Below are 18134 nucleotides of genomic sequence, written 5' to 3'. Positions count from 1 at the left end.
TCAGGCTTTCTCGAACAGCGGCAGCCAGACGTCGTCATGCTGCTCGAAAGCCACCTTGACGGCGTCGCCGATGTCGACCGCCTCGACCGGACAATCGATGATGTTGGTGGTCAGATAGACACCTGGAGCGCCATCAATCGCCACACGGGCGATCACATAGGGCACCTCGAGCATTGGCTGCCACTTCTGGTGATTGATCGTATAGGTGTCGATCACGCCTGTCCCCGGCACGGTAGCGGGGGAAACAGCTTCAGATTGGCAGTTGGGGCAGATCGGGCGGGGTGGGTGCACAAACGTCTCACAGGCCTCGCACTGCAGAAAGCGAAGCTGGCCATCCGATCCGCTGGTCCAGAAAAAGCGGTTCTCCGCATTCAGGCGGGGAAGCAAACGAAAGCCTGCCACCGTCAGTCCCAACGCAGCGGCAGGGAGTCGATGGCGATGATGTTGCCGGCGTGGAACACTGTGGGCTTGGCGTCGTCCAGTCGGAAAGTCGGCAGCCGCGCCAGCATCTGTTCATAGAGAACTTGCAGCTCGATCCGCGCCAGGTGCGAACCCAGGCAACGGTGCGGTCCGGCTCCGAAGGCGATATGAACATTGTTCTCGCGATCGATGTCGAACGCCTCGGGCTTGGCGAACTCGCGTTGATCGAGGTCGGCCCCGGGCAAGAACAGCATCAGTCGATCCCCGTCCTTCATCTCGACGCCGGCGAACTCGACATCCTTGGCGATGCGGCGCGTCGGGACAGTGAAGGTGTAGCGCCGGAGAAGCTCTTCGGCCGCTTCGGGGATCCGCTTGGGATTGGCGCGCAGTTCTTCCTGGAACGCCGGGTTCTGCGCCAGGTGGCGAACGCCAAACCCCATGCCGTTAATGACGGTGTCCAGGCCGGCGATGAACAGAAGAACGGCGTAATCCTCCATCAGCTCGAACGTCATCGGCTCGCCGTCAAACTCCGACGTCCACAGCAGGCTGAGTAGGTCATCTTTCGGATCGGTCCGGCGGGACTCGATCTCGCCCTTCATCGCGTCGGCGACCTTCCTCATCCGATAGATCGGGGCAAGCTCCGTGTCCGGCGGAGACATGAATTCATGGACCAGGTCGCGGAACTCTGCGGATCGTTCGAGCGGCAGACCCATCATTTTCAGAAAGACCTGCACAGGCAGGGGCTCGGCGATATCGGGGACGAAGTCGCAATGGCCCTGCTCGATCACGGCGTCGATCAAGGAATTGGCCAGACTTCTAACCTCTTCCTTACGCGCAAGCATCGCCTTGGGTGAAAACGCAAGTTGCAGCGGCCGACGGAACTTCGTGTGGTCCGGCGGGTCCAGGTTGATCGGAGTCGGTAGCGGCACATGTCCGATCTGCTGCGCCAGCATGGCCCGCATCCCGTCCATCATCGGTCGGGGGTAGATTTCGCTCGAGAAGGTCTCGAAATCACGCGACGCATCGTAGTTCTCGCGAAACCCTGTGACGACCCAATGCCCGCCGTTGCGCGGCGTCCAGAAGACAGGTGGTGCGTCACGCAGCAGTTCGCGCACGCGTTCGTGCGGATCCTGGAGCAACGCCGGATCGACGAACATGTCGAAATCGTACACGGACGCATCCGCGACGTGCGTCGGCTTCGAAACGGCAGGACTGAGGTCGGTCAATCGTTAGCTCCTGGGGAGGCGGTAGGCATCTGGCGACCCTATTCCTCATTCGACCCGAGGGCAGAGGCAATGCGCGCTAGACCGATACCGTCCCCACGATCCTGCGCGCGCCAGAGCGATCGCCGGCGCGATTTTCCTGCGGATCGATTGATCCGGCGACCGCTCTTGGCTCTACGGTGAGTACATTCCAGGGCCGACCCGGCCCACGACATCCGCGCAGGTCATTGCCATGAGAATCCGGATCGAGAAGGCCCAATGCACGGGGAACGCCCGGTGCAACGCGGTCGCCGAAGCCCTGTATCCCCTCGACGACGAAGGTTACATCGCAACCGAAGGCTTTGACGTCCCGCCAGGCCAGGAGGATCTCGCCCGTCGCGGTGCCCGCGCCTGCCCGGAACGCATCATTTTCGTCATCGAGGACGAAGAAACCGCATGACCGACGCCCCGCATGTTCTTGTCGACGAAGCGGATGGCGTCCTTGTCGCCACGCTCAACCGACCCGAAAAGCTCAATGCGCTGAGCCGCCAGACCCTCGAAATCCTCGAGTCGGCCGTCTACCGCTTTCGCGACTCGCCGTCCCTGAGGGTTATGCTCATTCGTGCAACGGGCCGCTATTTCTCGGCGGGGGCGGACCTGCGCGAAGCCGGCGTCTCAGCGCCGCCGACGTCGGGCACGGAGATACGCGAGATGCATCGCCTTCACCTGAACGGCATGCGCCGCATGTACGATGAGATGGAAGCGATCGAAAAGCCCTTCGTAATCGCACATCAGGGCCCTTGCGTCGGAGGCGGGCTGGAGCTGTCCCTATCCTGCGACTTCCGTCTGGCCGCCGCGTCCGCCAGTTACAGCTTTCCCGAAGGCAAGATGGGCGTGCTGCCCGCCACCAATGGAATCAGTCGTCTGGTACGGCTCGTGGGCGCACACTGGGCACGCTACCTCGTCATGGCCAATTTGCCGGCCAATGCGCAGAAGGCCCTCGTCATGGGTCTGGTGCATGAGGTTTTCCCGGACGAAGGCTTCGATGACGCCGCCATGGCATTCTGCCGGCACCTGGTCGGCAACAATCCGGACCAGATGGGGGCTGCGAAAGTTGCGATCGAGATTGCGCGTGAACTCGGCGTGACCCAGGCCGCCAGCGTAGAGCGCCTCGCCAACAGTGCATTGATGCTGGCACCCGCATATCTGGAGGGCATGCGCGCCCATGTGGCGACGATCGGGACCAAGACGAGCGGCTGAAAAGGCCCGGGCTCGCTGACCGTAGCCTTCTCGGCCTTATCGGGCGTCGGCTTTGGGCAGCCTGGCCTTCTTCACATCGGCCTTTCGAGCTACAGCCGGCCCGAACGCCCCCAGGATGAACAGTTTGACCCGCTCCTCGATGTCCGGTTCGCTGGTCCGGGCGGTGATCCATTCCGCATAGGTCATGATCGGCGCACTGCCCAGGATCAGATCCGAAAACAGTTCAGACAGACGGTCGTAGTCGCCTTCGGGAATCAGCTTAGCGCGCGCCAGGCTTTCGAACATGCGGGCGATATTTCGACGAAACCGCGCGAACGCCGCCGTGCCGACGCCTCGCATCAGTTCTGGAAACCGTTTGCTCTCGGCGATCATGAGCCGCATCAGATCGATGGGCCGCGGCCGCAAGGAATAGGTGTGCATGTAGCGCGCCGTCTTCATCAACGCGGACTGCAGGGTCTCGCCGGACTCAAGGACCGGTGCCGGAAGAACTGCGCCCGTGTCGCGCGCAAAGATCACGTCACGAAACAACGCCTCCTTGTCCCCGAAGTGTTGGTAGAGCGTCCGCGTCGCGACACCGGCCCCCTTGGCGATATCGACAAGAGACGTCGCAGCATAGCCGTGATGCACGAAGAGTTCGGTCGCGACCTCCATGACTTTGGCCTTGCGACGCTCCAGTTCGGCTGCCGTTGGTCGACCTGCCTGATTGACCAGCCGTTCGGGAGACGCGGCATCGACGGACGCCGATCCGACGACCGGATTAGAGAAGGAGGGGGCAGCGCGTTTGGTCAATTGGTTGTCGCTCGAGGTGTCGCTCGTTCGTGGGCTCGAAGCCTCGCTAGAACAAATCTTGCCGGATCGAAAGAACCGATCACCCGGACCTGGCTGTTCTCACGCTAGGCAACCGGTGCCAGGGTCTTTAGCGGGATCGCCGGGTCTGCGAGATCGGTGACTGACGGAGACACGGCTGCAGTGACCAACGCCTTGCCCTGGACGTAGTCCTTGGTGGCGTTGACGCAATCCAACGCAATGACGCGACCCTGCTTCAGATAGATGACCGAGAAGCTGCGATCGGCCACGGACCCGCGCAGGATGGTCTGATCGTGGCCTACGGAGAGGCCGACAGTCTGCAACCTTAGATCATACTGGTTGGACCAGAACCAGGGCACGGCGTGGTAAGGGACAGGGTCGCCTGTGATCGCCCTGGCCACGACCGCGGCCTGATCGTTGGCGTTCTGGACTGACTCTACGCGAATGGTCGTCCCATCGGCAAAGGCGTTGGCGTGAGCGGCGCAATCGCCAATCGCGTAGATGTCCGCCAAGCTGGTCCGACAGAAGGCGTCGACCGCAACGCCATTTCCCCCCTCGGCGCCGGCGGCGAGAAGGGGCTCCACGGATGGAACGATACCGATGCCGACAATGACCATCTGGGCCGGCAGGATTTCGCCATCAGAAAGGCGGACGCCCCTCGCCTTTCCCGCGAACTCCTCGATGCACTCCACCGTGACGCCGAGTCGGACTTCCACCTCGTGAGTGCGATGTTCCGCCTCATAGAACCGTGACAAAACTTCGCCAGCGACCCGGGCCAGCACACGTTCCTGGGCCTCCAGCACCGTCACGGCCTTGCCCGCCTTGGCGAGAACCGCTGCGGCTTCAAGTCCGATATAACCGCCGCCGATGACGACGACGCGATGGACTGCGGTGAGTTCCTCCATCATCCGATCGACGTCGGCGCGTGTACGGACGCCATGGACGCCGTCGAGATCGTGGCCACTGCAAGCCAGACGCCGCGGCTCCCCACCGGCCGCCCAGATCAGCACGCCAAAGCCGATCATTTCGCCATTCGCGAGTTGCACCGTGTGCGCAGCCGCATCCACCGCGACCACCGCCTGCCCCAAGAGCATCGTGATCTCACGCTCGATCCAGAAGGCCTCCGGCCGGATCAACAGTCTGTCGAATGTCTTTTCCCCCGAGAGATAGTCCTTTGATAGAGGTGGGCGCTCGTAGGGCAGTTCGGGCTCGGCACCGACAATGGCAACGGACCCGGAGAATTTTCTCTGACGCAGGGCAGCGGCCGCCTGAGCGCCGGCATGGCCTCCCCCGACGATCAGCACATCATAGGTCTTCATCAATTGCTGCGCCCCTCGGTCACAGGAGATCCGCTCGTTCAAGCCGCTATGTCGTCAATCCTCGGGTGCGATCGTGACCCGCAGTCCCGTCAGTTCATCCTTCATTCGGATCTGGCAGGACAGCCTTGAGGTCGGCTGACGATGCTCAGAACTGTCCAGCAGGTCGTCCTCGTCTTCACTCATCGCCGACAGTTGGGCGACGTACTCCGGATCGACGATGACATGACAGGTCGCGCACGAGCAGCACCCGCCGCAAAGGGCCATCAGTTCGTCGATTCCCTTGTCCCTAATGGCTTCCATGACTGAGCGGCCAACGACAGCCTCGACGCTGACCTCCTCACCTTCCCGAGTTGTCACGATGATCGTCGGCATTCGGTGTCTTCCTTCAGAATCGGATGAGGCGTCGCAGTCCTAGCGCGCGTAAAGGGCCTATAAGAGCGAGTGTCGCACGATTGAAGTGCTGATCCCCCTGGTAAAGGCCAATGCCCGGCGCGTCTCGAAGGAATCAAGGACATATTGCCTGGGCGATATCCTGCGCCGCGGCACGAAAACCCCGGCGTGGTCGGCACCTAATCAGGGATGCAAACTCCAAGGCGTCGCTAATGCGGGCGGGCCGGGCGCGGCCATTCAATCACGGGCGACCACAAAGGATTGGCCATTAATGACATTGACGACATGCATTATTGTGCCAGTATTCACCTAACGAATTTGGGACCTCAATGTCCCGACGAGGGAGATGAGAATGCAGGACGCAAGGTCCGAAGGACGAATTCTGTGTGGCTTCGTCGAGGCCCTGATTGGCGGCAGCGCGATGGCAGGGATTCTCGCGGTAGCGTTCCTTATTTCCGCGACCGTGATTCCCAACATCAGCCAGACACCGATGCAAATTACAGATCGGACCGGCGTCGTCGCCGTCCGGTGAGTTTCGAACTCGGCGACGGTGACCGCCTTCCGGGTCACAAATGACAAATCAGGTGGCCAGCTCGACACAGGAATGGCGGCGCGGCTGGTCCGTCGTGCTGGCGGCAGCCGGCGGCATGGCGCTGTCAACGGCGAACGTATACTCCACAGGCGTCTTCATGGGCCCGCTGCAGGAGACGTTCGGCTGGAGTCGTACTGAAATTTCGGCCGGGCTGTCGATCGGGTCGCTGGCCGCCGTCGTCTGCTCGCCCTTCATCGGTCTTGCCGTCGATCGCTTCGGGCCCCGCCGCATAGGCATAGCCGGTGCGATCGCCTTCTGTGCGGCATGGGCTCTTTTCTCGACCGTTCAGTCGTCAATCTGGACCTGGTGGGCCGTCAGTGGCCTGCTGGCCATCGCCAGTCTGGGTGTCGGCCCCACGATCTGGACAGCTGCTGTCTCCAGCTTGTTCTTCAAAAGTCGCGGTCTTGCTTTGGCCGTTCTGCTTTGCGGCATCGGAGTGGGGTCGGCCGTGACCCCGATTCTGAGCAGCGTCCTGGTGACAAACCTTGGTTGGCGCGGGGCTTATCTCGGCTTGGCTGGAATTTGGGCCCTCGTCATCATCCCGTTGCTGATACTCCTTTTCACGAGTGCCAAGGACCGGGATCGCGTCGGTCCAGAAAAGGACAAGTCAAGCGCGGTCGCCTTGTCCGGTGTCGGTGTCCGTGAGGGTCTACGGTCGCTCAGGTTCGTCAAGCTGGCCGTGAGCGGGTTCATCCTCGCAGGCGTCGGTGGTGGCATCGCGATCAATATGGTGCCGATTATGATGTCCCTTGGGGCCTCTAAGGCAAGCGCGGCAGGTCTGGCGGCGTTGCTTGGCCTTTCCTCGATGGTCGGTCGGCTCTCGGTCGGCATTCTGCTCGACCGGTTCAATGCCAACATGGTCGCAGCGTCGGTCGCGTTGATTCCGATCCCGGCCCTGTTGCTTCTCCTCGGCGTACCAGGCTCGCCGGTTATCCTGATCGTCGCTATCCTCGCCTTGGGCCTGGCGCTCGGCGGAGAATTGGATTGCCTCGCCTATCTGACCAGTCGACATTTTGGCCTGAAAAGCTTCGGCACATTGTTCGGCACGATCGGGGGTGCAATGGCGCTGTCCGTCGGGATGGCCCCCGTCTTGATCAGCTACGCCTTCGACCGGACGGGGTCGTATGCTCTGGTGTTGTGGATTGCGGTCCCGCTTTGCCTGATCGCTTCCGCCTTTGTCGCGACCTTGGGACGCTTCAGGCCCCTGGACGCCGACCTGGTGAGAAGCTCGGCAAACTGAGAACCTAAGCTTCCTTGCGCCGCTCATAAGCACGGCGCAGGCCGGATCGCCGTGGTGATATCTGCTCCGATCCGACGGCAGCCCCCTGTTCGGAGATTTGTCGCCTCCCTCTCAGTGTTAGAGCGACGGCATAACAATCCTCAAGGACCGCCGCCATGCGCGACATCAACCACTTCATCGACGGCGCGAGCTTCATCGGGGCCTCGGGGCGGTTCGCGGATGTGTTCAATCCCAACACGGGCGAGGTCCAGGCGCGGGTGCAGCTGGCCTCGGTGTCGGAGATGGACCGTGCCGTTCAGTCGGCCCAGGCCGCGTTCGAAGGCTGGTCCTCGACCAACCCCCAGCGCCGCGCGCGGGTGATGTTCGAGTTCAAGCGGCTGGTCGAGGCCAATATGCAGGAGCTGGCCGAACTGCTGTCGTCCGAGCACGGCAAGGTGGTCGCGGATTCCAAGGGCGACATCCAGCGGGGGCTGGAGGTCATCGAGTTCGCCTGTGGCATCCCGCATGCGCTGAAGGGCGAATACACCTGGGGCGCCGGCCCCGGCATCGACGTCTATTCGATGCGCCAGCCGCTGGGCGTGGTGTCGGGCATCACCCCGTTCAACTTCCCGGCCATGATCCCGATGTGGATGTTCGGCGTCGCCATCGCGGTCGGCAACACCTTCATCCTCAAGCCGTCGGAGCGTGATCCGTCGGTGCCGGTGCGTCTCGCTGAACTGATGATGGAGGCGGGGGCACCCAAGAGCGTGCTGAACGTGGTGCACGGCGACAAGGGGGCGGTCGACGCCATCCTGGAACACCCCCAGGTCCACGCCGTCAGCTTCGTCGGTTCGTCCGACATCGCCCACTATGTCTATCAACTGGGTGCCGCCAACGGGAAGCGGGTCCAGGCCATGGGCGGGGCCAAGAACCACGGCATCGTCCTGCCCGACGCCGACATGGATCAGGTGATCAAGGACCTGTCGGGCGCCGCCTACGGCTCGGCCGGCGAGCGCTGCATGGCCCTGCCGGTCGTCGTTCCCGTCGGCAAGAAGACCGCTGATGAACTGCGCGAGCGGATGGTCGCAGAGATCCCCACCATGCGGGTCGGCGTCTCGACCGACGCGGGGGCCCACTACGGCCCCGTCGTCACCCAGACCCACCGCGACAAGATCGCCGGCTGGATCGAGACCGGCGTGCGCGAGGGCGCCGAACTGGTCGTGGACGGCCGCGATTTCTCGCTGCAAGGCTACGAGAAAGGCTTCTTCATCGGCCCGTCCCTGTTCGACAACGTCACGACCGAGATGGAATCCTACAAGGAGGAGATCTTCGGCCCCGTCCTCCAGATCGTCCGCGCCGCCAGCTTCGAGGAGGCGCTGAGCCTGCCCTCCAAGCACCAGTACGGCAACGGCGTCGCCATCTTCACCCAGAACGGCCGCGCGGCGCGGGATTTCGCCGCCCGCGTCAACGTCGGCATGGTCGGGATAAACGTCCCGATCCCGGTGCCCGTCGCCTATCACACCTTCGGCGGCTGGAAGCGGTCTGCCTTCGGCGACACCAATCAGCACGGAATGGAAGGCCTGAAGTTCTGGACCAAGGTGAAGACTGTCACCGCCCGCTGGCCGGACTCAGAGCTGGAGCACGCAGACAGCTCGTTCGTCATTCCGACGATGGCGTGATCAGGCCTAGGCCGACAACGGATGACACCAGGTCCGGCCGGTTTCCGACCGCCGTGGCTCGTCGTCATAAGGCGACCGCCTATCAAAACCGGCACCGAGGAAACCGCCGATGACCAGGCGCAACCATATCCTCATCGTCGGCGCGAGCGGGGTGATCGGCACCGGCGCAGTCGAGCATTTCACGGGTCTGGGCGGCTGGGAGGTCACGGCCATCTCGCGCCGCCCACCCGTCGTCGCAGATGATGGTTTCTTCTCGCATCTCCCGCTCGATCTGACCGATCCCGAAAGATGCTGCGCGGTCATCGGCGGCCTTCGCCCGGTCACCCATTTGATCTATGCAGCCGTCGCCGAGGCCCCAGGGTTGAGCGGTGGATGGTATGACCGGGAGCTGATCGCGGCCAACGGTGCCATGTTCGCCAATGTGATCGATCCACTGAGCGTTCACGGCTCGCTTGGTCACGTCAGCCTGCTTCAGGGTGCCAAGGCCTATGGCGCGCACCACCATCCCGTCGAGGTCCCATGTCGGGAAGACCAATCGCGCGATGACCATCCCAACTTTTACTGGCTCCATGAAGACCGCCTGCGACTCCGGGCGCGCGAAGCCGGGTTCGCTTTCACGATCTTTCGGCCCCAGGTCCTGTTGGGCGCCGCGCCCGGCGCGGCAATGAACCCCGTGGCTCCGATCGGAGCCTACGCGGCGCTCTGCCGGGAACTTGGTCGCCCGTTCGCCTTTCCAGGCCAGTCGGCTTCGCTGTTGGAACTGGTGGACACGGACCTACTGGCGGAAGCCTTCGCCTGGGCCGCGACCGAGCCGGCGGCGGCGGACCAGACCTTCAACATCACCAACGGCGACATTCTAGTTCTGGCCCACGCGTGGCCATACTTGGCGGAACGCCTGAAACTGCCGGTCGAAGGTGAACCGCCGTCAACCCTGTCGGCCTTCTTCGCTGAACCCGAAGTCCAGTCCGCCTGGCGCGACCTGGCCGAGCGACATGATCTCAGGTTCGCCGAGTTGGCGGATCTTCTCGGCCAGTCCCATCACTACGTCGATCTGTTGCTGGGGCAGCGCCTCGCCGACAAGGCCTCCCCCGTTCTCCTGGACACGATCAAGATTCGCCGGGCGGGATTCCACGGCTTCAGGGACAGCCGCCACTCTCTGATGCATTGGCTGCAGCGAATGGTCGAGCTGGGCCTGCTTCCGCCGCTGACATTGGGGGCCAACTAAAGGCCGCTATGTGCGGAAAGGATTGGCTGTTTCGCGCTCAAAAAAAGCCGCGCCCAGAGGGCGCGGCGAAAGTCTTGGGAGGAAATGCCCAAACGGGCCAATGACGTCTAGGCGTGGGACAACTTTTCGACAACCGCTGACAAAACGCGTCACCGCCTGATCGTCACGCCGATGCGATGTCGGCCTTCTCGACAGCCGACATCGCGAACTGTCGACTCGATGAAAACATGCGAAAGCTGCTCATCGCGTCGCGGGGCGTTACAACGAAATCCGTACAAACTGCCCCCTTAATGCCCACCCCGGCCAAAACGCTCCGGTAACGGATCATTTTGGCACCTCCAATCGGCTCTGAATATCTGATTTTGCAGGTAAACGATGGTAGGCGGCGACGGGTTCGAACCGCCGACCCTCTCGGTGTAAACGAGATGCTCTGACCAGCTGAGCTAGCCGCCCTTACCGTCGGGAACAGGCCTTGTGCCCTGTGCGGGTCAGCCGTTCAAGACGCTTTTCAGACCTTCGCCGACGCGGAACCTGGCCGTTCGGGACGCTGGACGGGCGACGGCCTCGCCGGTGCGGGGGTTGCGGGCGACGCCGGCCTTGCGATCGACGGCCACGAAGGCCCCGAATCCCACGAGCCGAACATCGCGGCCCTGGCGCAGCGAATCCGTGACGCCGTCGGTGAAGGCCTCAAGCGCCAGCCTGGCCTGATCGCGGCTGATGTCGGCGGCGGCGGCCATGGCCGCGATCAACTCGGTCTTGGTCATGCAAATGCCCTTCGTGCTCGACGCCTCGCGACGCCGCATCGATCCCTGCCCCGGATGAAACTAAAGGGCGCCTTTGGGCTCGCGTCAAAAGGGAAACGCGGCCCGGGAGGGCCCGGACCGCGCTTTTCGTGCTTAATGCCCCGAAACGGGACAGCGTCAGTGACTGACGACCGTGCCGTCCGGCGCGTTCGGAGCCGGGGCCGGGGTCAGGGGCTCGGCGACCTCATCCCATTCTACGGGCGTCAGTGCGCCGACCAGGGCCCATTTCAACGCTTCGTCGGCGGTCGAGATCGGCACGATCTCCAGCGCGTTCTTCACATTGTCGGGCACGTCGGCGAGATCCTTCTCGTTTTCCTGAGGGATCAGCACCGTCTTGATGCCCGAGCGCAGGGCGGCGAGCAGCTTTTCCTTCAGCCCACCGATGGCCGTGACGCGACCGCGCAGGGTGATCTCGCCGGTCATGGCGATGTCCTTGCGGATCGGCACGCCCGAAAGCACGCTGACCATGGCCACGGTCATGGCCACGCCGGCGGACGGACCGTCCTTGGGCGTGGCACCGTCCGGAACGTGGACGTGGATGTCGGTCTTCTCGAACACCGGCGGCTTGACGCCGAAGGTCAGCGACCGCGCCCGGACGTAGGAGGCGGCGGCCGAGATGGATTCCTTCATCACGTCCTTCAGGTTGCCGGTCACGGTCATGCGACCGCGGCCCGGCATCTTGATCGCCTCGATGGTCAGTATCTCGCCGCCGAACTCGGTCCAGGCCAGACCGGTGACGATGCCGACCTGATCCTCTTCGTCGGTCTCGCCGAAGCGAAACTTCTGGACTCCAGCGTATTTGGCAAGCTTCTCGGCGTCCACCGTGATCGAGAGCGTCTTTTCCTTCGACATCTCGCGCACGGCCTTGCGGGCCAGACCGCCCAGGGCGCGTTCCAGCGACCGCACCCCGGCTTCGCGGGTGTAGTAGCGGATCAGGTCGCGGATGGTGTCCTCGGGCACCACGAACTCGGCCGGGGTCAGACCGTTGTCCTTGGTCACCTTGGGCAGGACGTGACGCTTGGCGATCTCGACCTTTTCGTCCTCGGTATAGCCGCTGACCCGGATGATCTCCATCCGGTCCATCAGGGGCTGGGGCATGTTCAGGCTGTTTGCCGTGGTGACGAACATGACGTTGGACAGGTCGTAGTCGACCTCCAGATAGTGGTCGCCAAACGCGTTGTTCTGAGCCGGATCCAGCACCTCGAGCAGCGCCGACGAGGGATCGCCGCGCCAGTCGGCACCCAGCTTGTCGATTTCGTCCAGCAGGATGAAGGCGTTGGTCGTCTTCACCTTCTTCATCGACTGGATGATCTTGCCGGGCATGGAGCCGATGTAGGTGCGTCGGTGACCACGGATCTCGGCCTCGTCGCGCATCCCGCCCAGCGACATGCGCACGTATTCACGCCCTGTCGCCTTGGCGATCGACTTGGCCAGCGAGGTCTTGCCGACGCCGGGAGGGCCGACGAGGCACAGGATCGGGCCCTTCAGCGAGTTGGTGCGGGCCTGGACGGCCAGATACTCGATGATCCGTTCCTTGACCTTCTCAAGGCCATAGTGATCCTCCTCGAGGATGGCCTCGGCGACGTCCAGATTGATCGCCTTCTGCTTGGCCTTGCCCCACGGGATCGACAGCAGCCAGTCGAGGTAGTTCCGCACCACGGTCGACTCGGCCGACATGGGCGACATGTTGCGCAGCTTCTTGACCTCGGCCTCCGCCTTGGTGCGGGCTTCCTTGGACAGACGCGTCTTCCTGATGCGCTTCTCCAGCTCCATCACCTCGTCGCGCGCGTCGTCGGTCTCACCCAGCTCGCGCTGGATCGCCTTCATCTGCTCGTTCAGGTAATATTCGCGCTGGGTCTTCTCCATCTGGCGCTTCACGCGCGAGCGGATCTTCTTCTCGACCTGGAGGACGGAAATCTCGCCCTCCATCAGGCCGTAGACCTTCTCCAGCCGCTTGGGCACGTCGATGGTTTCCAGCAGGCCCTGTTTGTCGGCGATCTTGACCGACAGGTGAGCGGCGACCGAATCGGCCAGCTTGGACGGATCGGTGATCTGGGGGATGGAGCTGAGCGCCTCGGGCGGCACCTTCTTGTTCAGCTTCACATAGTTCTCGAACTGCTCGACCACGGCGCGCAGCAGGGCCTCGGACTGGGCCGGTTCGCCCGGTTCGTCGGCGATGGCGACGGCCTCGGCCTCGAAATACTCCTCGCGGTCGGTGAAGCGGGTCAGGCGCGCGCGGCTCTTGCCCTCGACCAGCACCTTGACGGTGCCGTCGGGCAGTTTCAGCAGTTGCAGGACGGTGGCCAGCACCCCGACCGGATAGATGGCGTCCGGCGTCGGGTCGTCATCGACGGAGTTCTTTTGGGTCGCCAGCAGGATCTGCTTTTCGCCCTTCATGATCTCGTCCAGCGCACGGACCGATTTCTCGCGTCCGACGAACAGGGGCACGACCATGTGCGGGAAAACCACGATGTCCCTCAGAGGCAACACGGGCAGGGTCTTGGTCTCGGTCATAATCAATCACTCCCGGGCCATTGGAGATCTCCGGCCCGCCGCAGCGAAAGGCCCCGCGGTATGCAGCGACCCCCCAGAAACGGCCCGTCCAGTGTGACGGCGTTCGAGGGAGTATGTGGTTGCATCGCACCAAGGTTCAAGCGTGACGGCGGATTGGTCCGTGGAAAGCATGATTTGGCGGTTCAGCGAAGGGGTCGGTCGATTGCAAGGGGCGGGTGCTGCTGGTGAGCAGTGGCAGGGTCCGACTCAATAGGTGACATCTCTTTCGTCATCCTCAGGCTTGTCCCAAGGATCCAGACTCACGCTGGCACCGTTTGGCGGCACGCTCTACGCGAGATATCGGCATCATGGGTCCTGACTGCTGACGGTGCTTCTGGATCCTCGGGACAAGCCCGAGGATGACGCGATAGAAAACTGACCACACACGCCTCTTCGCCCTCACGCGATCTCTCGCTGAAGCGATGGGAAGGGCCGGCGGAGCGTCCGGGCTCTCACCCGGAGAAGAATAGAAAATACCGTTTCGGCGAAAGACAGACGCTCCGCGTGCATGGTTATCCGGGAGCTGTACGGCTCGGTCTCCCGAACCAGCGGGGGTGTTAACCCCTTGCCGCTACCGCGCCCCCGGCGGGAAGGTGACGCCCTTGCGACGTCATCCCCTGAACGATCCGACTCTCTGCGCCAGACCCTTTGACGGTCCGGGGCGACGCAGCTCTCGAAAGAACTGCGCCGGCATCCCCCGGTCCGATCCCGCTCCACACACCCCCGCCGCAACAAGATCGCAAGGCCTTGCGCCCTTCCCCGCGACGGGACAGCCAGCAGTATAGGGGTGGTGGATAGGTGGGCGCGTTCGAGGGGTCGAGAAACCTGCAATCCGTTGCAGTGCAAGGTATTGGAGCCTCGAAGTTCGCAAGTTCGAGGCGTTGGACGAGCCGTCTCCTCCCCGTCGCGAAGCGATGGGGAGGTGGCAGCGAGCCCTCTTGCGAGCTGACGGAGGGGGCGACACGATGCCGGGAGTGGGGGCTACCGGACGCACCTCGACCGTTTAGAGAGTCCTCACCGGTCAGACCCCGTCTCCCCCTCCGTCACGGCGCTGAAGGAGCGCCGCGCCACCTCCCCATCCGCAAAGCGGCGGACGGGGAGGAGAGGTGCGTCACACCCGAGGCGAAGAATCAGGCCCGGACCGCACCCCGTGCCGCATCGACGCCCAGGGCCTTGAGCGCGGCGGCGGCGATCTGGTCGGCGTTGAGGCCGGCGGTGGCGTACATGGCGGCGGGGTTGTCCTGGTCCTGGAAGACGTCGGGCAGGTGCAGGGTGCGGATTTTCAGCCCCGCATCCAGTGCGCCCTTCTCGGCCAGAAGCTGAAGCACGAAGGCGCCGAAGCCGCCCATGGCCCCCTCCTCCACCGTGATCAGGGCCTCATGCTCGCGGGCCAGGCGCAGGATCAGGTCGGCGTCCAGCGGTTTGGCGAAGCGGGCGTCGGCGACGGTGGCGGAGATGCCGTGGGCGGCCAGCAGGTCGGCGGCCTTCAGCGATTCCTGCAAGCGCGTGCCCAGCGACAGGATGGCGACGGCCGTTCCCTCGCGCACGATCCGGCCGCGCCCGATCTCCAGCGGGGCCGAGAGTTCGGGAATCTCGACGCCGACGCCGTCGCCACGCGGATAGCGGAAGGCCGAGGGGCGGTCGTCGATCTCGCAGGCGGTGGCGATCATGGCGGCCAGATCGGCCTCGTCGGCGGCAGCCATCAGCACCATGCCGGGAAGCGCGCCCATATATCCGATGTCGAACGACCCGGCATGGGTCGCGCCGTCCGCTCCCACCAGACCGGCCCGGTCCATGGCGAAGCGCACCGGCAGTTTCTGGATCGCCACATCGTGGACGACCTGATCGTAGCCGCGCTGGAGGAAGGTCGAATAGATGGCGCAGAACGGCTTCATCCCGTCCGCCGCCAGACCGGCGGCGAAGGTCACCGCGTGCTGTTCGGCGATGCCGACGTCATAGGTTCGGTCCGGGAAGGCCTGGCCGAACAGGTCCAGCCCGGTTCCGGACGGCATGGCGGCGGTGATGGCGACGATCGAGGCATCGCGCTGCGCCCGCTTGATCAGCTCGGTGCCGAACACCTTGGTATAGCTGGGGGCGTTGGAGACCGACTTGGACTGCTTGCCCGAGACGACGTCGAACTTGACCACGGCATGCAGCTTGTCGGCGCTGCTTTCGGCCGGGGCGTAGCCCTTGCCCTTCTGGGTCACGACGTGGACGACCACGGGTCGGTCCGTGATGGCGGCGGCGTTCCTGAGGATCGGGACCAGGTTGTCCATGTCGTGGCCGTCGATCGGCCCGATGTAATAGAAGCCCAGTTCCTCGAAGAAGGTGCCGCCGGTGACCATGCCCCGGGCGTACTCCTCGGCCTTGCGGGCCGCCTCACGGAACGGTCGCGGCATATGCTCGGCGACCTTCTTCCCGAACTGACGGAAGTTCTGATAGGCGCCGCCCGAGACCTGTTTGGCCAGATAGGCGCTCATCCCCCCGACCGGCGGGGCGATCGACATGTCGTTGTCGTTCAGGATGACGGTCAGCTGGCCGGTCGTCTCGGCGGCGTTGTTCATCGCCTCATAGGCCATGCCGGCGGACATCGAGCCGTCGCCGATGACGGCCACGACCTTGTTGGTCTCGCCCTTCTGGTCCCGGGCGGCGCAGAACCCCAGGGCGGCGCTGATCGAGGTCGAGGCGTGGGCGGCCCCGAAGGGGTCGTATTCGCTCTCGCTGCGCTTGGTGAAGCCCGACAGGCCGCCGGGCTGACGCAGGGTGCGGATGCGGTCTCTACGGCCTGTCAGGATCTTGTGCGGATAGCACTGATGGCCGACGTCCCAGATCAGGATGTCCTTCGGGGTCTCGAAGACGTGGTGCAGCGCCGTGGTCAGTTCGACGACGCCGAGACCGGCCCCCAGATGCCCGCCCGTCACCGACACCGCGTCGATCGTCTCGGCCCGCAGTTCGTCGGCCAGCTGACGCAGTTGGGCGATCGAGAAGTCGCGCATGTCGGCCGGGACGGTGACGGTGTCGAGAAGCGGGGTTTCGGGCATGGACGGCGAGGACCTTGGGGAGCGGCTTTGCTTGAACTCGGAGGGCGGAGGAATGCTCCGCCTACGACCGCCGGTTTAGCACGAAGTCCACGCTGGCTTTCAGGTTTTCGGCGTCGTGGCCGAACACATCAAGGTGGCCACGGGCCTGATCGGCCAGATGCGCGACGCGATGTCGCGCCTGATCCACGCCCAGCAGGGTGACGAAATTGGTCTTGCCCTGGGCCGCGTCCTTGCCACCCGCCGCCTTACCCAGGATGTCCTCGTCGCCGTCGACATCCAGCAGGTCGTCGACGATCTGATAGGCCAGGCCGATGTCGTGGGCGAAATTGGTCAGGGCCTGGACATGGGCGTCACGGGCCTGGGCGATGATGAGGGGTATTTCAAAGGCATAGGTGAACAGGGCCCCGGTCTTGAGCCGCTGCATCCGGGCCACCCCGCCGAGGTCGTCGCGGACGCCGAGCAGGTCGATCATCTGGCCACCGGCCATGCCGCGCGCGCCGCTGGCCAGCGACAGGCGGGCGGCGAGTTCGCAGCGGATCTCGGCGTCCTCATGGGTGTCGGGGTGCAGGATGATGTCGAAGGCGGCGGTCTGGAGCGCGTCGCCGGCCAGGATGGCGGTCGCTTCGTCATAGGCGATATGCAGGGTCGGGCGGCCACGGCGCATGTCGTCGTTGTCCATGGCCGGCAGGTCGTCATGGACGAGAGAATAGGCGTGGACGCATTCCAGGGCGCAGGCGGCGCGCAGCACGGGGCGCTCCTCGATGTCGAACAGCCGGGCGGCCTCCATCGCAAAATAGGGCCGCAGCCGTTTGCCGGGCCCGAGCGCCGCATAGCGCATGGCCTCGGTCAGCCGTGATTCGGGGCCATCGGCGCGGGGCAGCAGTTGATCGAGCGCCACCGTCACCAGGTCGGCGACCTCGGCGACGCGATCGATCACCGATTGTTCAGGCGAGTTGGCGGCATGGGGCTTGAGCGAGCCGGTCAAAACAGCCTCCCACCGACGACGGCGTCCCGATCGACCCCGGCCAGGACCACCTCGCCGTCCGCGTCGGGGAAGCCCAGCGTCAGCACCTCCGACATGAAGGGCCCGATCTGGCGAGGGGCGAAATTGACGACGGCCGCGACCTTGCGGCCGGTCAGCTGATCCAGGGTGTAGTGGCGGGTGATCTGGGCGGAGGACCGTTTGACGCCGATCGGGTCGCCGAAATCGATGGTCAGCTTGTAGGCGGGCTTTCGCGCCTCCGGGAAGGTCTCGGCCCTGATCACCTGGCCGATGCGGATATCGACCTTCATGAAGTCGTCGAAGGCGATGCGCTCCGACACAGGCTGACCGGCGGCGGCGGACATCAGCCGAACTCGGCGGGCTGGACGCCTTTGGCCTGGCCGTCGGCGCCGACGACGATCTTCTCGACGCGGAGCTGGGCGGCCTTCAGCCGGTCCTCGCACAGGGCCTTCAACCGTGCGCCCTCTTCATACAGGGTGATGGATTCCTCCAGCGGGGCCTGGCCGGACTCCAGGCGCGAGACGATACCTTCCAGACGCGCAAGCGCATCCTCGAAGCTGAGATCGGCGGGGGGAGAAGCAGCGTCGGTCATCGGGGCGACCCTAGAGGGCCGGGGGCGAG

17 protein-coding genes and 1 tRNA gene are annotated in these 18134 nt (G+C 64.2%); 6 read left to right on the top strand and 12 right to left on the bottom strand.

The window, feature by feature from the left end; all coding sequences use genetic code 11:
• Positions 1-402, bottom strand: a complete 402-nt coding sequence (locus tag JHC99_RS18705) for an OB-fold domain-containing protein (RefSeq protein WP_366927692.1) — start codon at positions 400-402, stop codon at positions 1-3.
• A gap of 2 nt (positions 403-404) precedes the next feature.
• Positions 405-1592: a cytochrome P450 gene (locus JHC99_RS00190; protein WP_292151449.1), complete on the bottom strand. Its 1188-nt coding sequence runs from the start codon at positions 1590-1592 to the stop codon at positions 405-407.
• A gap of 283 nt (positions 1593-1875) precedes the next feature.
• Here JHC99_RS00190 and JHC99_RS00185 point away from each other — a divergent pair, with 283 nt between their 5' ends.
• Entirely contained in the window at positions 1876-2082 is a 207-nt protein-coding gene (locus JHC99_RS00185) for a ferredoxin (RefSeq protein ID WP_292151448.1), read from the top strand.
• Positions 2079-2882 (top strand): enoyl-CoA hydratase/isomerase family protein, encoded by an 804-nt coding sequence (locus JHC99_RS00180; protein WP_292151447.1) that lies wholly within the window; start codon positions 2079-2081, stop codon positions 2880-2882. The genes JHC99_RS00185 and JHC99_RS00180 overlap by 4 nt, the downstream gene beginning before the upstream one ends.
• A gap of 36 nt (positions 2883-2918) precedes the next feature.
• On the opposite strand, the gene JHC99_RS00175 is transcribed toward JHC99_RS00180, so the two are convergent.
• From JHC99_RS00175 to JHC99_RS00165, 3 genes are all read right to left on the bottom strand, one after another.
• The gene (locus tag JHC99_RS00175; protein WP_292151446.1) at positions 2919-3671 is read right to left on the bottom strand and encodes a TetR/AcrR family transcriptional regulator; all 753 of its coding nucleotides are present in this window, start codon (positions 3669-3671) and stop codon (positions 2919-2921) included.
• A 104-nt stretch (positions 3672-3775) separates the two neighbouring features.
• Positions 3776-5050, bottom strand: coding sequence for an FAD-dependent oxidoreductase (locus JHC99_RS00170; protein WP_292151445.1), 1275 nt, complete (start codon positions 5048-5050; stop codon positions 3776-3778).
• A 12-nt stretch (positions 5051-5062) separates the two neighbouring features.
• Positions 5063-5380: a 2Fe-2S iron-sulfur cluster-binding protein gene (locus JHC99_RS00165; RefSeq protein WP_292151444.1), complete on the bottom strand. Its 318-nt coding sequence runs from the start codon at positions 5378-5380 to the stop codon at positions 5063-5065.
• Positions 5381-5750: 370 nt separating this feature from the next.
• Here JHC99_RS00165 and JHC99_RS00160 point away from each other — a divergent pair, with 370 nt between their 5' ends.
• The 4 genes from JHC99_RS00160 (at position 5751) to JHC99_RS00145 (ending at position 10113) form a co-directional block, all read left to right on the top strand.
• Complete coding sequence (locus tag JHC99_RS00160; protein ID WP_292151443.1) at positions 5751-5930, top strand: hypothetical protein; 180 nt, start codon at positions 5751-5753, stop codon at positions 5928-5930.
• A gap of 40 nt (positions 5931-5970) precedes the next feature.
• Positions 5971-7230 (top strand): MFS transporter, encoded by a 1260-nt coding sequence (locus JHC99_RS00155; RefSeq protein WP_292151442.1) that lies wholly within the window; start codon positions 5971-5973, stop codon positions 7228-7230.
• A gap of 155 nt (positions 7231-7385) precedes the next feature.
• Complete coding sequence (locus JHC99_RS00150; protein ID WP_292151441.1) at positions 7386-8888, top strand: CoA-acylating methylmalonate-semialdehyde dehydrogenase; 1503 nt, start codon at positions 7386-7388, stop codon at positions 8886-8888.
• A gap of 109 nt (positions 8889-8997) precedes the next feature.
• Complete coding sequence (locus tag JHC99_RS00145; RefSeq protein WP_292151440.1) at positions 8998-10113, top strand: NAD-dependent epimerase/dehydratase family protein; 1116 nt, start codon at positions 8998-9000, stop codon at positions 10111-10113.
• 376 nt (positions 10114-10489) lie between these two features.
• On the opposite strand, the gene JHC99_RS00140 is transcribed toward JHC99_RS00145, so the two are convergent.
• The 7 genes from JHC99_RS00140 to JHC99_RS00110 all read right to left on the bottom strand — a co-directional run bounded on the left by JHC99_RS00140 (position 10490) and on the right by JHC99_RS00110 (position 18105).
• A tRNA-Val gene (locus tag JHC99_RS00140) sits at positions 10490-10566 on the bottom strand.
• A 35-nt stretch (positions 10567-10601) separates the two neighbouring features.
• Positions 10602-10877, bottom strand: coding sequence for an HU family DNA-binding protein (locus tag JHC99_RS00135; RefSeq protein ID WP_292151439.1), 276 nt, complete (start codon positions 10875-10877; stop codon positions 10602-10604).
• 156 nt (positions 10878-11033) lie between these two features.
• Positions 11034-13430, bottom strand: coding sequence for an endopeptidase La (gene lon / locus JHC99_RS00130; protein WP_292151438.1), 2397 nt, complete (start codon positions 13428-13430; stop codon positions 11034-11036).
• A gap of 1169 nt (positions 13431-14599) precedes the next feature.
• Positions 14600-16510, bottom strand: coding sequence for a 1-deoxy-D-xylulose-5-phosphate synthase (gene dxs / locus JHC99_RS00125; protein ID WP_292151437.1), 1911 nt, complete (start codon positions 16508-16510; stop codon positions 14600-14602).
• A 61-nt stretch (positions 16511-16571) separates the two neighbouring features.
• Positions 16572-17495, bottom strand: a complete 924-nt coding sequence (locus JHC99_RS00120) for a polyprenyl synthetase family protein (protein ID WP_292151436.1) — start codon at positions 17493-17495, stop codon at positions 16572-16574.
• Positions 17492-17857 carry a tRNA-binding protein gene (locus JHC99_RS00115; RefSeq protein WP_292151435.1) on the bottom strand — a complete coding sequence of 122 codons (366 nt, stop codon included), beginning with the start codon at positions 17855-17857 and terminating at the stop codon, positions 17492-17494. The genes JHC99_RS00120 and JHC99_RS00115 overlap by 4 nt, the downstream gene beginning before the upstream one ends.
• Complete coding sequence (locus tag JHC99_RS00110) at positions 17857-18105, bottom strand: exodeoxyribonuclease VII small subunit (protein ID WP_292151434.1); 249 nt, start codon at positions 18103-18105, stop codon at positions 17857-17859. Before JHC99_RS00110 ends, JHC99_RS00115 begins: the two co-directional genes overlap by 1 nt.
• Between the last annotated feature and the right edge of the window lie 29 nt (positions 18106-18134).

This window comes from Brevundimonas sp. (assembly GCF_016463485.1).
Taxonomy (GTDB): domain Bacteria; phylum Pseudomonadota; class Alphaproteobacteria; order Caulobacterales; family Caulobacteraceae; genus Brevundimonas.
The sequence above is the reverse complement of the archived record's forward strand: the minus strand, read 5'-3'. Positions and strand labels throughout refer to the sequence as shown.

Coding starts and splice junctions, on each gene's coding strand:
- JHC99_RS00155 (WP_292151442.1), top strand. CDS start 5,971: ATGACAAATCAGGTGGCCAGCTCGACACAGGAATGGCGGCGCGGCTGG.
- JHC99_RS00150 (WP_292151441.1), top strand. CDS start 7,386: ATGCGCGACATCAACCACTTCATCGACGGCGCGAGCTTCATCGGGGCC.
- JHC99_RS00135 (WP_292151439.1), bottom strand. CDS start 10,877: ATGACCAAGACCGAGTTGATCGCGGCCATGGCCGCCGCCGCCGACATC.
- JHC99_RS00180 (WP_292151447.1), top strand. CDS start 2,079: ATGACCGACGCCCCGCATGTTCTTGTCGACGAAGCGGATGGCGTCCTT.
- JHC99_RS00160 (WP_292151443.1), top strand. CDS start 5,751: ATGCAGGACGCAAGGTCCGAAGGACGAATTCTGTGTGGCTTCGTCGAG.
- dxs (WP_292151437.1), bottom strand. CDS start 16,510: ATGCCCGAAACCCCGCTTCTCGACACCGTCACCGTCCCGGCCGACATG.
- JHC99_RS00145 (WP_292151440.1), top strand. CDS start 8,998: ATGACCAGGCGCAACCATATCCTCATCGTCGGCGCGAGCGGGGTGATC.
- JHC99_RS00165 (WP_292151444.1), bottom strand. CDS start 5,380: ATGCCGACGATCATCGTGACAACTCGGGAAGGTGAGGAGGTCAGCGTC.
- lon (WP_292151438.1), bottom strand. CDS start 13,430: ATGACCGAGACCAAGACCCTGCCCGTGTTGCCTCTGAGGGACATCGTG.
- JHC99_RS00185 (WP_292151448.1), top strand. CDS start 1,876: ATGAGAATCCGGATCGAGAAGGCCCAATGCACGGGGAACGCCCGGTGC.
- JHC99_RS00115 (WP_292151435.1), bottom strand. CDS start 17,857: ATGTCCGCCGCCGCCGGTCAGCCTGTGTCGGAGCGCATCGCCTTCGAC.
- JHC99_RS00110 (WP_292151434.1), bottom strand. CDS start 18,105: ATGACCGACGCTGCTTCTCCCCCCGCCGATCTCAGCTTCGAGGATGCG.